The 13722-nt window shown below is 43.1% G+C and carries 11 protein-coding genes; 2 read left to right on the forward strand and 9 right to left on the reverse strand.

From position 1 onward, the window contains the following. Positions 1 to 9: 9 nt before the first annotated feature. Both DWX33_RS13760 and DWX33_RS13765 read right to left on the reverse strand, forming a co-directional pair. Positions 10 to 465: a DUF4268 domain-containing protein gene (locus DWX33_RS13760; RefSeq protein ID WP_005857205.1), complete on the reverse strand. Its 456-nt coding sequence runs from the start codon at positions 463 to 465 to the stop codon at positions 10 to 12. Further along, positions 465 to 3314 carry a pitrilysin family protein gene (locus DWX33_RS13765; RefSeq protein ID WP_122380559.1) on the reverse strand — a complete coding sequence of 950 codons (2850 nt, stop codon included), beginning with the start codon at positions 3312 to 3314 and terminating at the stop codon, positions 465 to 467. Before DWX33_RS13765 ends, DWX33_RS13760 begins: the two co-directional genes overlap by 1 nt. A 142-nt stretch (positions 3315 to 3456) precedes the next feature. Here DWX33_RS13765 and DWX33_RS13770 point away from each other — a divergent pair, with 142 nt between their 5' ends. Beyond that, entirely contained in the window at positions 3457 to 4626 is a 1170-nt protein-coding gene (locus tag DWX33_RS13770; RefSeq protein ID WP_005857209.1) for a mechanosensitive ion channel family protein, read from the forward strand. Between the two features lie 69 nt (positions 4627 to 4695). Beyond that, positions 4696 to 5985 carry a mechanosensitive ion channel family protein gene (locus tag DWX33_RS13775; protein ID WP_122380560.1) on the forward strand — a complete coding sequence of 430 codons (1290 nt, stop codon included), beginning with the start codon at positions 4696 to 4698 and terminating at the stop codon, positions 5983 to 5985. A gap of 277 nt (positions 5986 to 6262) precedes the next feature. On the opposite strand, the gene DWX33_RS13780 is transcribed toward DWX33_RS13775, so the two are convergent. The 7 genes from DWX33_RS13780 to DWX33_RS13810 form a co-directional block, all read right to left on the reverse strand. After that, complete coding sequence (locus tag DWX33_RS13780; protein WP_011966257.1) at positions 6263 to 7783, reverse strand: MBOAT family protein; 1521 nt, start codon at positions 7781 to 7783, stop codon at positions 6263 to 6265. A 9-nt stretch (positions 7784 to 7792) separates the two neighbouring features. Further along, positions 7793 to 9124 carry a GDSL-type esterase/lipase family protein gene (locus tag DWX33_RS13785; RefSeq protein WP_122369738.1) on the reverse strand — a complete coding sequence of 444 codons (1332 nt, stop codon included), beginning with the start codon at positions 9122 to 9124 and terminating at the stop codon, positions 7793 to 7795. Continuing rightward, positions 9096 to 10544 carry a hypothetical protein gene (locus tag DWX33_RS13790; RefSeq protein ID WP_122369740.1) on the reverse strand — a complete coding sequence of 483 codons (1449 nt, stop codon included), beginning with the start codon at positions 10542 to 10544 and terminating at the stop codon, positions 9096 to 9098. Before DWX33_RS13790 ends, DWX33_RS13785 begins: the two co-directional genes overlap by 29 nt. A gap of 98 nt (positions 10545 to 10642) precedes the next feature. Beyond that, positions 10643 to 11248 (reverse strand): rhomboid family intramembrane serine protease, encoded by a 606-nt coding sequence (locus DWX33_RS13795; RefSeq protein ID WP_122369742.1) that lies wholly within the window; start codon positions 11246 to 11248, stop codon positions 10643 to 10645. 135 nt (positions 11249 to 11383) lie between these two features. Further along, entirely contained in the window at positions 11384 to 12502 is a 1119-nt protein-coding gene (locus DWX33_RS13800) for a universal stress protein (protein WP_005857223.1), read from the reverse strand. Positions 12503 to 12616: 114 nt separating this feature from the next. Then, positions 12617 to 12889, reverse strand: a complete 273-nt coding sequence (locus tag DWX33_RS13805; RefSeq protein ID WP_005857225.1) for a hypothetical protein — start codon at positions 12887 to 12889, stop codon at positions 12617 to 12619. A gap of 139 nt (positions 12890 to 13028) precedes the next feature. Next, positions 13029 to 13721 (reverse strand): phosphatase PAP2 family protein, encoded by a 693-nt coding sequence (locus DWX33_RS13810; protein ID WP_121962311.1) that lies wholly within the window; start codon positions 13719 to 13721, stop codon positions 13029 to 13031. Between the last annotated feature and the right edge of the window lies 1 nt (position 13722).

Genomic DNA, 13722 nt, shown 5'->3' on the forward strand with positions numbered 1-13722 from the left:
ATCTCGTAATTATTCTCTTAAGTATTCTGCTATACCCATAAAATTTCGTTCCAACAAATACATCTGGCTAGCCATAAACGTGAAAAAATCTCCCCAATGCGCTCTCCGATGCAAATCCAATCCTTCCTTTGCCACATAGATACGGGCCACTTGTCGGCCATTCTCACGGACAAAACAAATATCCCAGATCAAGCCTTCGGGAAAATCCTGTTCCAAGGTCTCTTTATACCAAGTCAGGCGCTCAAACATTTCCAGACGTAAATCCTCGCTACGGTGGTTTACCTCAAGAATAACGTAAGCCCCTTGGCGGTTCGCGTCGAATTTCAACTCAACGCCCTTTACCTTCGTATCATATAATGTCCAAATTTTCTTACGCCCCCGCAAATAGGGTTGCACCTCACAAAAAGCGGCGAAGCTTTCCCAAAACTCCAATTTGAGATTCTTCAGTTCCTCCTTACTATACATTATTTATAAATGTCTTTCCTTGTTACCTTAACGATCTGTCCGAATTTGGAGAGTTTCTCCATATCCATACTCTTTGAATTACCGACTATCGCATATATCATTAAATGATCTTGTATATTCTCCTTATAAAAACGAAGGATATCCTCCATAGTCATCCGATCGATGACCTCCAGATAATCCTTGTTCGGATCGCTCTCGTACCCTTCACGCCGGAAACCGGCAATCTTCAAGGAAAGAGAGCGACTAGTAGGATATTCATTATTCACCCAATTACGAATCGTCTGCTTCACCGACTCCACCCGTTCCGGACGTTCCGGCATATCATGCACCAGATTTTCCAGCACTTCCATCGCATCGATCATCTTATCCGTCTGTGTAGCCAATTTCATCACGAAACTAGCGGGCTTCTCCGATCGATTCAAAGGAGGATGTTTCAAACGGGCATTTACTTGATAAGCGAACGAACGAAACTCACGGATCTCCTGAAACATCAAGGATGACATATCCCCTCCGAAATAAGCGCTAAACAACCGGGAAACAGGACGATCTTCCTTAGCCTTCAACGGATCGATATACATATAGGCATAGATTATGCTTTGCGCGACATCCTCCATGTCCATGAAAAAGACAGTCGGCTTATCATACGTCATAAGATCACGAATATAGGGAGAGTTCGATGGAATACTTACCTCCTCCAATGGTAAATGCTGCTTGATCTGCCGAGCGGCCTCCTCCGTAGACAATGTACCACAATAATGCAGGTTACAAGCGACCGAACGTACCTTACTGAAGGTGTCCAGCAACATCTTTCCTTTTAGTTTTTTGATTTCAGCGAACGATAATTTGGTCAAATAACGGGATTGCTCCCCAAATTTGACTTTCTCTAACAGCATATCGGCTACGTTCTCGCTGGAATTGAACAACGATTTCTCCGTTACCTTCGCCTCGTCCACAATCTGCCGTAACTTCTTGTCATCTGGCTTGGCGTGCCGCAAGAAATCGCCGACCAAAGCCATTGTTTGGGTAAAATGCCCATCGAAACCATTCACCACCACCAGAAACTCAGAATCCGTGGAATCAAAAGTCAATGTACTACCAAGTTCCTGCAATTTACCCCGAAAGACCTCAAAAGACATGGATTCCGTCGCTACGAAAGGTAGATAAGCGGACAATTTATCAAGATCACGAAGCTCCAACTGCCCCACTCCATAAGATAGTGTCAGCGAGAATATATCATTTACGGAATTATGAGTCTTATACAACGTGACAAGCGGACGCAAGGATACGACCTCGGCGTCTTTCTCAAAATCAAGAAAATGCGGTTTCAATTCTTGTACGGGTATCTTTTCCAAACGTTCCACGTAAGCGGAGGAAGCATCGGAGTTCTTCGGTATAATCGGTGAATAATCCGGCTTGGGCAAGATCGTTTTCGGATAGCGTCCGGTCTTCTTCGTGACGTACATATAATTCTCCGTAAAATATTTCTTGGCGATCTCAATCACGTCTTCTCTCGACAAGGCATCGATACGGGTGACCTCATCCAAATAATCCTGCCAGCTTTTCCCTTGAGAGAAAATACGCATCATCACCTCGGCCCTTGAGTTTATGTCTTCCAATTTGGAGGCATATTCACGTTTCTGTTCCAATTTCAAGCTTTGGAACATCTCATCGCTAAAATCCCCCTCCTTAATACGGTTAATCTGTTTCCATACTAATTTCTCAGCTGCCGCATAGGTCTGGAAAAAGAACTTCGGAAATACCAACAAACCTAATATTCCAGCCTCATTCATACTTTGGTTAACCGCCATCGCACCCATCACCTTATGATCTACCGTCAGCTTATCCAAAAATCCCGTACCATTGGAGTTATTCAATAAAGATACGGCGATATTGAGCGCAACTTGATCCGGATGATTCGCGGGAACTCCCCGGAATCCCAATGCCATAATTTTCACGAAAGGCATAGGAATACGTACGCTCACTTTCTCCCGCCCCTCGAATGGTGGAAGCGCAACGATATCCCGGTGGGGCGGCTTCCCTTTTCGTATCCGTGAAAAAGTAGATTCCAAGATTGGCAAGACCTCCTCCGTATCGAAATCCCCGCTTAAGATCAATCCCATATTGGAAGCGACATAGTATTTCTCGAAGAACCGGCGCATCTCCGAAAGACGGGGATTCTTCAAGTTCTCCGCACTTCCGATAATCGGATACGCATACGGATGCGGATAGAAATAACGCTCTGTCAATTTCTCGATGGCGACGCTAGCCATCGTGTCCCCATACATGTTCTTTTCCTCATAGACCGTCTCCAGCTCACTCTGGAAAAGACGAAATACGGGATTTACCAAACGCTCACTATTGATCTCGGCCCATTGGGAGATATATTGCGGAGAGAATGTATTGAAATATAATGTATAGTCGTAAGAAGTCCCGGCATTCAACTTCGTACCACCGAAACGAGAGATCAACCGGTCGAACTCGTTCGGTATTACATACTCAGCGGCACGTACGCTCAGGTCGTTAATGATTTGCTGCAAATGGGCACGCATCTTGGGATCCTCGGTATCCGCCAAAGCGTCATATTTCTCGGCGATAATGTCCAGCAAGACTTTCTCGGACTCATAATCGATTGTCCCGATCTTATCCGTTCCTTTAAACATCATATGCTCGAAATAATGCGCGATACCTGTGTTAGGGGAATCTTTAGCTCCGGCTTTTACAACTACGGCTCCGAATATCTTAGGTTGGCTATGGTCCTCATTCAACCATACCGTCAAATCATTACTTAATTTATGCTCTCGTACCTGTAGAAAATCTGAGGTTGACAACAGAGATCTCATGGAATCCATTTAAGTTTATATTATTTCACAAAGATACATTTTTCAATTGGATTAATACGCTTACATTTACAAGCAATCTTAACAAAAGGGCAAATTTAACGTAGGATTGAACCTATTTTTAAGAGTAGTGTTATATCAAAAAACGATTATTATGATAAATTTAGGTAGTTGGATGAACAAAGTCCTCACCGGATGGGGTGTAGACGAGAAAATAGCGAACACATTTGACGAGGCGATCATCGCCATCTTACTAGTGGCGGTCGCTATCGGATTAGATTATTTATGCCAAGCTATTTTTGTCGGAGGGGTACGTAGTATCGTTAAGCATACGCATTATAAATGGGATACGTTATTAATTAAACGTAAGGTCGTACATTATCTCGTACATACGATTCCCGGCATTTTAGTATATGCTTTGCTCCCGATGGCTTTTATCCGAGGAAAGGAATTATTATTCATTTCCCAGAAGATTTGTGCGGTCTATATCATATTTTCCCTGCTGTTAGCGCTCAATGGTCTTCTCTTAATGATGTTGGATTTGTTTAACCAACAGGAGAAAATGAAAAACAGGCCGATGAAAGGTTTTATACAAGTATTACAAGTGCTTGTTTTCTTCGTTGGCGGCATTGTCATTATAGCGATTCTCGTCAATAAATCCCCGGCTACCCTTTTCGCCGGATTAGGTGCATCGGCAGCTATTCTTATGTTGGTATTTAAAGATAGCATATTAGGTTTCGTGGCGGGTATACAGCTTTCGGCGAATGATATGTTGCGCCCCGGCGACTGGATCACGATGCCTTCTGCCAACGCGAACGGTATTGTTCAAGAAATAACCCTAAACACCGTGAAAGTTCAGAACTTCGATAATACGATCTCAACAATCCCGCCTTATAATCTAGTAAATAGTTCTTTCCAAAACTGGCGCGGAATGGTTGAGTCTGGAGGACGTAGGGTTATGAAGTCCATTTATCTCGATTTGAATACGATCAAGTTCTGTACACCGGAAATGCTAGATACATTCCGCAAGGAAATTCCTTTATTAGCGGATTACCAACCGGATAAGGATGTAGTACCTACAAACTCCCAAGTATTCCGTGTATATGTAGAGCGTTATCTGACAAGTCTTCCTGTCGTAAATCAAGATTTGGATTTAATTATCAGCCAACTTCAATCCACGGAATATGGTGTTCCCGTCCAGATTTATTTCTTCTCCCGGAATAAAATATGGAAAGAATATGAACGGATCCAGTCGGATATATTCGACCATTTCTTCGCTATGATTCCTAAATTTGAATTGAAAGTATATCAATATTCAGACTAAAGTACGTGTTCGGATTATTTTTCCTATCTTCGTCTCCGGATTGTCTACTTAAAGTTTAAAATCGTATTTATGAGCAAGATACAAGAATGGGTATATAATTTATTAGTTCAAATGGGGTTGATAAGCGAAAATTCCAGTTACCTAGACAATATAGTGATCTTATTACTTATTATAGCCGTCACCGTTGGGATCGATTATAGTTGCCGGTATATTTTCCTTGGTATGTTCAAACGATTAGCGAGGAAGACGAAAAATCAACTGGACGATTTAATCGTGGATCGTAAGATCATCAATAAGATGATGCATATGATCCCGGCCATATTGATTTATATATTGTTACCATTCGCCTTCTCAGCCGAAGAGACACCGAAGATTTTAATATTGCTCCAAAAACTTTGTCAGATTTATATCATAGCGGTTTCTTTAAGGTTTATAAACGCTTCCTTAAATCTGATCCACGAGATCTATAATAAAAAAGATTCCTTTAAGAACAAGCCGTTAAAAGGCTTCATACAGATCTTGCAGGTTACGGTTTTCTTTATTGGAGTGATATTGATTATCAGTATTCTTATCAATAAATCCCCGGTTTCTTTACTGGCCGGATTGGGTGCGTCTGCCGCTATCTTGATGTTGGTCTTTAAGGATACGATCTTAGGTTTCGTTGCCGGCATCCAATTATCCGCCAATGATATGCTCCGGGCCGGGGACTGGATCACGATGAGTAAATATGGTGCGGACGGCACGGTTATCGAGGTGACATTGAACGCCGTGAAAGTAAGAAACTTTGACAATACTATTACGACCATCCCTCCTTACGCCTTAGTAAGCGACGCTTTCCAAAACTGGAGAGGTATGAGCGAATCCCCGGGCCGCCGTATCAAGCGCTCTATCAATATCGATATGAACAGCGTACATTTTTGTACCCCGGAAATGCTAGAGAAATTTCGTAAGATCTCTCTTATCACGGATTACATCGACGGAAAAGAACAGGAATTATATGAATACAATGAAGAACATCATATCGATAGCTCCATTTGGGTGAACGGACGTAGACAAACAAATCTGGGTGTCTTCCGTGCTTATCTCGTACGTTACCTAAGAAGCCTCCCGGAAGTAAGTAAGGAATTAGTCTGCATGGTAAGGCATCTACAACCGACTGATACAGGTATTCCCATCGAACTTTATTGCTTCTCATCTAATAAGGTATGGGTCGAATATGAAGGAATCCAAGCGGATATATTCGACCATGTACTTGCGGTAATACCGGAGTTCGGACTAAGCGTCTTCCAAAATGTATCCGGGGCGGATTTGAAGAATATCATCATCAAACTTCCCGCCGGCTCACAACCCCCAGAGTAAATGAATTCATTTAAGTCTTACGGCTCACGCAAGACTTAAATGTCACAACCGTTTGATAAATCTGGCGGGATTCCCCCCTACAACGGTATTAGATAGGAACACACTAAGATGTCAAAAAAATATCTTAGGTGCATCGGCCGACGATCCTAAGATACTTCAGTAATGAACCTAAGATACTTTGCCTATGAAATCAGTATCGGCGTAGCCTTACGGCACTAGTAGTGTAGGGTTGTGCCTATACTGGCGTGAGGCTATGCCGATATATGTGTTTGTCCCCTTAGAATTGGAAATAAATAAACGGCTGCACTCCCGCACTCTTAAACTGAACAACAATGAAAATCGCTATCGCTAATATAGCGGCCTGTATCAATAATGGGGAACGGGTCACGACTCCTCTCAAGGCATCCTCAGAGCGTTTAGGCATAAAATGCAGCACATAACCGATCACCATCAACGCAAACACCCCTTTATATCCTAAGACGAATTGCATGAACACCTCCGGATGAAAATTCGTGAAGATCTGGCGAAGCATCTCTCCCACGGCCTTCATCGAGGTAGCCCGGAACAAGATCCATCCGAAACAAACCACATGGAAAGTAATCAGGACACCTAATACCCGTCGCCAAGGCTTCATCTCACATCCTAAGGCCTTAAAGCTACTGAAATGCCCCATGATGAACTTATGCGCAGCCAAAGCTATACCATGTAAGGCTCCCCATAAGATGAAACTAATGGAAGCCCCATGCCATAACCCGCCTAGCAGCATCGTTATCATCAGATTCATATAGGTACGAATCTTCCCCTTCCGGTTCCCCCCTAAGGATATATACAGATAATCTTTTAACCAAGAGGAAAGGGAGATATGCCAACGACGCCAAAACTCGGTAATCGTAGCCGATTGATAGGGAGAGTCGAAGTTTATATTAAAGCGGAATCCCAACAACAGAGCGATACCGATCGCCATATCCGAATACCCCGAGAAGTCACAATAAATCTGTAGCGCATACCCATAGACACCCAATAAATTCTCCACACCCGTATAAAGCAACGGAGCGTCAAAAATACGATCCACGAAATTCATACTGATATAATCCGAGATAACCGTTTTCTTGAAAAGACCACATAAGATAAGGAACAATCCCTCACCAAACTCAGATCGCGTCACCGTAGGATTCTTATACATTTGAGGGATAAAATCCCGGGCACGAACGATTGGCCCGGCAACCAGTTGAGGAAAGAACGATACATAGAAAACATAATCGATCCAACGGCCGAGAGGTTGGATTCGTCCCCGATAAACATCTATCACATAGCTTATACTCTGGAAGGTAAAGAAAGAGATTCCTACCGGAAGGAAGATGTTCATCTTAAGCCATTCTCCCCCGGCGGCCATAGTAAACAGTTCGCCTAGGAAATTGAAATACTTGAAATACCCCAGCATACCTAGGTTTATGCAGAGACTAAGCGTAACGAATAATTTACGTTTTAATACCGATGTCGTATGCGAGATACATTGCGCTATCAAGAAATCGGAAGTAGCCGTAAATACCAGCAGCCCGAACCAAAGTCCACTACTTTTATAATAGAAATAAAGGGAAAACAGTGTCACGTAAATAATGCGAGCCAACGTATGTTTCCTTAGCGACATATAAATCATCAGGAAACCGATAAACAAGAAGAAGAACAACCCGCTACTAAACAAGATCGGGGCATTATGATGATATGTCAGGATATCTCCCAGTTTCTCCCACGTGAATTGATGATTACTAAGCCAATCTCTAAGTATATTATATTCCATATAAGATTCTTATCGGTTATTATATGATTCCATGAACGCCCTAAACAAAAGCGTTCCTTGTTCTTGATACCCTTCTTTCGTAAAGTGAATCCGATCCCGTCCCATCAAACGAGAACTATGCCATTTGCGGCACGAGTTTTTCCCTCCTGTCGTAGTGAATAAATCCCAGCAAGCGACCTCTTCTTTCTTCGCTACATTCCGGATAGCACGGGCAGCCCGCTCGGTATTATCATTACGCACATACGTTCGCTGTTTTCCCGACCGGACTCTCCTATAACATTCCGGAGGAGTCGTCAGTAAGATTGCCGTATTAGGCAACTCCTTCTTGACTAACGCCAAGAAAGCCTCTATCTGACCGGAAAACTCATCGGTATTAAAACGTCTGCCAAACGTCTCGTTGGTTCCCATAGAGATGATTAATAAGGACGGTTTTAATAAAGCCAACTGACGTATATAAGCCTCGTCCGTATAATTCACATACATCGCCCCATTCACTCCGATGGAATGGTATAAGATACCCCTGCCTCCATTCTTCAGTGTCAGGCCATAATATAAATTCGTAAAGGATGAGGCCGGTCGCAATGTATTCGTGCCCTCTTTCCGTCTCGTACTCTGCAATTGTAGAGTATCGGTCAAGCAGGAGATCCGGAAAGTGTCGGCTAATACACCGGGAACACATACGGTATCCGCACGAAATGTTTGGACCGAGTCTTTCAAAGCCCCGGCAGGAAGCATGGGCATCGACTTCTCCCCTCTATATAAGATCGCCTCATTAAACTCGTATCCGGCACCATTATTCGGAGTTATCACGACATCAAAATTAATCGAGGGGGAAACAGACTTAATCCCGATCCCACCGATCCCTATCGGGGTTTTCCGGACATGCTGAATACAACGTCCGGCAATCCAATCCTTAGCGACGGATTTGATAAAGTAATCATCCGGCTCGTTGGTCTTGCTCAACTTAAAAGGAGCGATCCAGCCTCGTCCGGCATTCCCGAACGCCTGTTGGAAAAGGCGCATGACACGACCGCTTAAATGTCCGGCTTGGATATGCGAATCCCCCAACTGGACGATCGTGATAGCCGTATCTTTCCCTGCACGCAACGAATCCAGTTCATTGAAGAAATCATTCCACGCCTTACTAGAATCCGGTAAGATCAACGTATCTTTTCCCACTTTCATAGAATAAGATAAAGGAGGCAACGCTACAGTATCCCGAACCGCCAAACTATCAAGAGATACATCTCCGTTTGTCCCGGCTTTAGGTCTCGGAACAGAGAAACCCATGATCACTCCTAAAACAACCAGACTAATTAACCACTTTCTCCGCTTCATCATAAAAATCTTTTTCTGATAATAACGCTTTCAGCAAGGCCCCGGCAATCTCCCGTCCACCCCTGAAGCTTAAATGCGTATAATCCTTACTAGCCCAGTTTAATTCTACGAAACGGACCATACTGTTCTCTCCTCCCATGGCACCGAATACATTCCAGAAAGGAACCCCTGCCTTTTTAGCGGCTTGCCTTTGCGCGTGCAGCAAGGCTAACACGGCCGGCATCGTCTCGAATTCCCCATCGTCTTGACGGCTTCTGTCCGACACCCCCAACATCAATATATCAGCTTCCGGAAAACAAAGTTGTATATGGTTAATGACCTTTACCATCCGGCTACTATACCATCCATAATTCATCACGTTGTCGCTCACGACATTCAACCCATACTGCAAGACAATCAAGTCATACGGACGGATCTTATTCAATGCTTGGCAACGGGAGACATCCAATCGCTCCAATATCATACCCGAGTTTCCCCGAAGAGAGAAATTATCGACCACGACACCTAAATGATCCTCCATAGCGACCCCTAATGCCCGGAACTCAGGAGTATTCTTAAAAGTGAAATCCGCTTCGGTGAACATCCCTTCCAACTCGTATTGGGTTACGATCGATGTGGCGGGAAGCATCTCTTGTAGGGTATCGGCGGAAGCGTTGCAAACCAAGCGCATCTCCGTATTCTTATTCTGCTCATAAATCAGTTTCAAAGAAGAGAACGTCTGAAGCTCCGGATAACGCTTAGTCGTCTTCACATGGATGGAGGCGTTTTCCTCGTTTGCCTCGAACATCATCCCAGATAAAGTATATCCATGCTCATGATCTGTCAGCATAGACCAAGTAGTCCATCCGGAGGCACGTTGCTCCACGGTTGGACGGAACTGTGCCGCTACGGATGTGACCGGTACAAAACCAACACCCCGCCCCCCAAATTCCTTCTGCATCCCGGAACGGAAATCGGCCACCATAATATCTCCTTCGATAAAAGAATCTCCTAAAAAGGCCACACGTACCGGACGATTCAATTCCCGCCTGTTTTTTAAGGCGGCGAAGAATCGTTGCAAACCGATATGTCCAAGAGAATAGTCCTCGATATGAGCCCCCAGCGAATCCGCTCCTTGGACAGCATAGACCGCTTTGTATAACGAATCACGAAGGGCCAAAGCCGCAGAATCTATTCCGGCGGAACGCATGATAGAATCCCTTAATGCTACCGAATCTACTTGAAGGGTGTCCGCTTGTTCCAATTGTTGTTTCAAAGAATCCAAGGAGAGCTTTTCCTCTTTCACCTTGAAATCCGATAAAAGATCTACCTTTTTGATCTTATACCCGAACAATGTATCCGGAAGGCTATATAAACCAAAGCTCATCAACAACGTCAGCGACAGTAACGCTAACACTCTACCCAAATTATTATCTTTGTTCATCTAACTTTTGCTTATAAGGGGACAAAGATAGACAAGTTTACCTACCCGGAAATAATCTTCGGACAAAAAATAACCTTAAATTATCCGTTCAGGGTGGATCATCCCTTAAACGTAAGTTGAGACAAAAAGAGATGCAATAACGAAGGCTCCAGCAGCATTGGGAAAATCAATCCATAAATAGCCCCGTAGAAATGGGCATTATGATTTATGTTATCTCCTGTTTGTTTCGCCATATACTGGCAATAGGCCAGATATAGCAAGCCGAATACGATTCCGGGGACAGGCAGCACGGCGAAAAACAAGATCTTTCCCCAAGGATCAAGGAATATAGAGGTAAATAGAACCGCCGATACCGCTCCAGACGCACCGATAGAGACATAATACGGATCATTACGTCGTTTTATCAAATCATAAAGCGAAGCCACGGTCATTCCCCCGAAATAAAGAGCCAGATAAGCCCCACTGCCGAATCCCATATATCGGAACGTTCGTTCAATATAGAGACCAAATGACCAGAACGTGAACATATTCACTAGCAAATGTGTCATATCCGCATGGATAAATCCATGTGTCACGATACGATAATATTCATGATTCCGGATCGTACGATATGGGATAAACGCTAATTTCATAAATAACTCCCTATTACTAAAACAGATAAAAGAGAGAATCACTGTTATTCCAATAATTAAATAAGTAATCATATATTCTATTATTTTTCTGATGAGCCACAAAGCAAAGCATAAATTCCGGTTTATACAAATATCAGGATATATAATAAAAAAGTGGATATAGGCTTTTCACATATCCACTTTTTTATTTGTTACTTGAATAAGAAGCTACTTCTTGCTATCAATTACCAATAACGGAGTATCGGTGTGGAATAACATTTTTCTCGCGATCGAAGGATTGAACATTCGGGCTAGGATATTACGGCGATATGTGCTTAGGGCTATAACATCAATTTGTTTATCACGAACAAATTTCTCGATGGCTAACAGCAAGTCACCATCGGCTAGAACCGTATGGGAAATATGGGCATGTGGATATTGTTTCTTGAAATATTCACGAACGCCCGTCAAACGAATCTCATTCCATTCATCATTACTGGTAGAGATATTGAATAGATGGATATTAAGATCAAAGCCTTTGATGATTTCCATAAACTCGTCAAACGCAACCAAATCTCTCTGGTTAAACGATGTCGCGAAAGCGATATTCTTAGCGTCTCTCAAATCCGTGAAAGGAACATTCTCCGGTATCGCCAATACAGGAACCCGGTTCACCTCGATTACCTCTCCGGTCACACTACCGATCAGATCCATATCTTTTTGGCTCTTACCTCTCGTTCCCATCACGATCAATGTCGGATGATACTCCTTGCTATAAGCGATGATCTCCTCTTCCGGCAAGCCTTCACGTAATACATAATCGTATTTTACCTTGGGTAATTCGCCAGAGGACATCTTCCGGTTGATATGCGTACAAATATTCTCCATATCGATACGGACACGTTGTAAGATATGCTGTACGGATTCCTCCTCGTTTACTTGGTAAGCCAATGTATCTCCCATCGGGATAGCGGATGGAAAATAGGGGCTGAAATAGGCGTGCATGATCATCACCTCCGCACCTACCGCATGCGCGTAATTAATTCCCAACTCACAAGCCTTGGCGGAATAATCCGAGAAATCAATCGGGATCAGAACTTTCTTGACCGCATTAACCTTCGCTTCTTCCTCTTTCGGCTCCTCAAACCATTTATTATCTTCAATAATGCGTAAAGCATGCGGTAAATCACTCTCCTTAATACGCACACGCACTCCTGCCGAAACGACGGGCTGAATCTGGTTTACATTATGTATATAGACCTCTATGCCTTCTGTTTCGAGGATTGTCTTGAGAATCTGGGCTTTCTCGAACGTGTGGATAGCCAATGTCACTAATTTATCTTCCATACTCAATACATTTTTATAGATGAAACAATCGGGATTTATGAATTGTTGAATATAAAAAAATCCCAAAGCGTTCTTTCATTTAGCTATGGGATTTTTTATACGAATGAATTTCTCTTACGCTTTCTGTGCTTCGGCATCCTGACTCTCGGCCAGTATCTGCAAAGCACGCTCGAAAATAGTCGTATCATCTAAAACAACCAACCCTCCGTCTGGACCGGGCTCGATATGGAAACCACAACTCCGTCCATCTTGAAAATTATGTCCACCGAAATAGTTACGAACTGTCTCTACCTTTAATCCCAGCTCATCGGCGATGCGTTGTGTACTTCCGTCAGGTAACGAATCTTTAATTCTTCTCAGTTCGTTAAATGTAATCGTCTTTGTCATGGCTTTCTTATTTTGAAGGTTAATACTTTTGTTTAATATTATGGCACTAACTTAGTCATTTAATAGCATTGAAACAAATTATTATTGAGAAAATCAGCTGAAAACAAATATGCTTTACGACATACTTAACGAAAATCTCTTATATTAAGCACGATACCAATTGCTCATTAAATAGAGCTATTAAAAGGATGGTCAACCAAATCGCATAGGTGATCAAACGTTTCCGGGTATCCGAGTAAATGGCCTCCGGACGTACCCAAGAATCTGCCGGAATCAATTTAGGCCTTATATAGAGGTATAACAGATATACAACATACCCGAATAGCAGACCGGATAAAGCTCCCGGAATAATATCCGTGATAAAATGCACTCCTAAATAAATACGAGTATAGGAAGTCAAAATCGCCCAAAAGAAAATAGTCCATCCAAATAGCTTATTCCGGAAGATCAGCGCCATCAAGGTAGCGAAACCGAAAGCGTTCGCCGCATGGCTGGAGATAAATCCATACATACCTCCCCGATAACCGAACACCACCTTTACCTGATCCATAAAATCAGGGTGATGAGTCGGACGGAAACGGGTGAAGATGGGTTTACAAACATGCGAAGCGAACTGGTCGCATAGCGTGATCGTCAAGACTATGGCCAATAAGATCAACAACCACTCCTTCCAGTTCTTCTTATAGCACAATACCACCAATATAAAAAAGGCTAACGGTAGCCAAACCGCCTTGCCTGAATAGATCCACATAAAGCGATCTAAAAAAGCGGAGTCGCTACCGTTAAGCATAAAGAACGCATCACGTTCCCAAACCAATAATTGTTCTAGCATG

This window comes from Parabacteroides sp. AF19-14, assembly GCF_003635485.1.
Taxonomy (GTDB): Bacteria; Bacteroidota; Bacteroidia; order Bacteroidales; family Tannerellaceae; genus Parabacteroides; species Parabacteroides distasonis.

Bases quoted from the DNA above. Each gene is read 5' to 3' on its own strand.
- DWX33_RS13760 (WP_005857205.1), bottom strand. From the start codon at position 465: ATGTATAGTAAGGAGGAACTGAAGAATCTCAAATTGGAGTTTTGGGAA.
- DWX33_RS13765 (WP_122380559.1), bottom strand. From the start codon at position 3,314: ATGGATTCCATGAGATCTCTGTTGTCAACCTCAGATTTTCTACAGGTA.
- DWX33_RS13770 (WP_005857209.1), top strand. From the start codon at position 3,457: ATGATAAATTTAGGTAGTTGGATGAACAAAGTCCTCACCGGATGGGGT.
- DWX33_RS13775 (WP_122380560.1), top strand. From the start codon at position 4,696: ATGAGCAAGATACAAGAATGGGTATATAATTTATTAGTTCAAATGGGG.
- DWX33_RS13780 (WP_011966257.1), bottom strand. From the start codon at position 7,783: ATGGAATATAATATACTTAGAGATTGGCTTAGTAATCATCAATTCACG.
- DWX33_RS13785 (WP_122369738.1), bottom strand. From the start codon at position 9,124: ATGATGAAGCGGAGAAAGTGGTTAATTAGTCTGGTTGTTTTAGGAGTG.
- DWX33_RS13790 (WP_122369740.1), bottom strand. From the start codon at position 10,544: ATGAACAAAGATAATAATTTGGGTAGAGTGTTAGCGTTACTGTCGCTG.
- DWX33_RS13795 (WP_122369742.1), bottom strand. From the start codon at position 11,248: ATGATTACTTATTTAATTATTGGAATAACAGTGATTCTCTCTTTTATC.
- DWX33_RS13800 (WP_005857223.1), bottom strand. From the start codon at position 12,502: ATGGAAGATAAATTAGTGACATTGGCTATCCACACGTTCGAGAAAGCC.
- DWX33_RS13805 (WP_005857225.1), bottom strand. From the start codon at position 12,889: ATGACAAAGACGATTACATTTAACGAACTGAGAAGAATTAAAGATTCG.
- DWX33_RS13810 (WP_121962311.1), bottom strand. From the start codon at position 13,721: ATGCTAGAACAATTATTGGTTTGGGAACGTGATGCGTTCTTTATGCTT.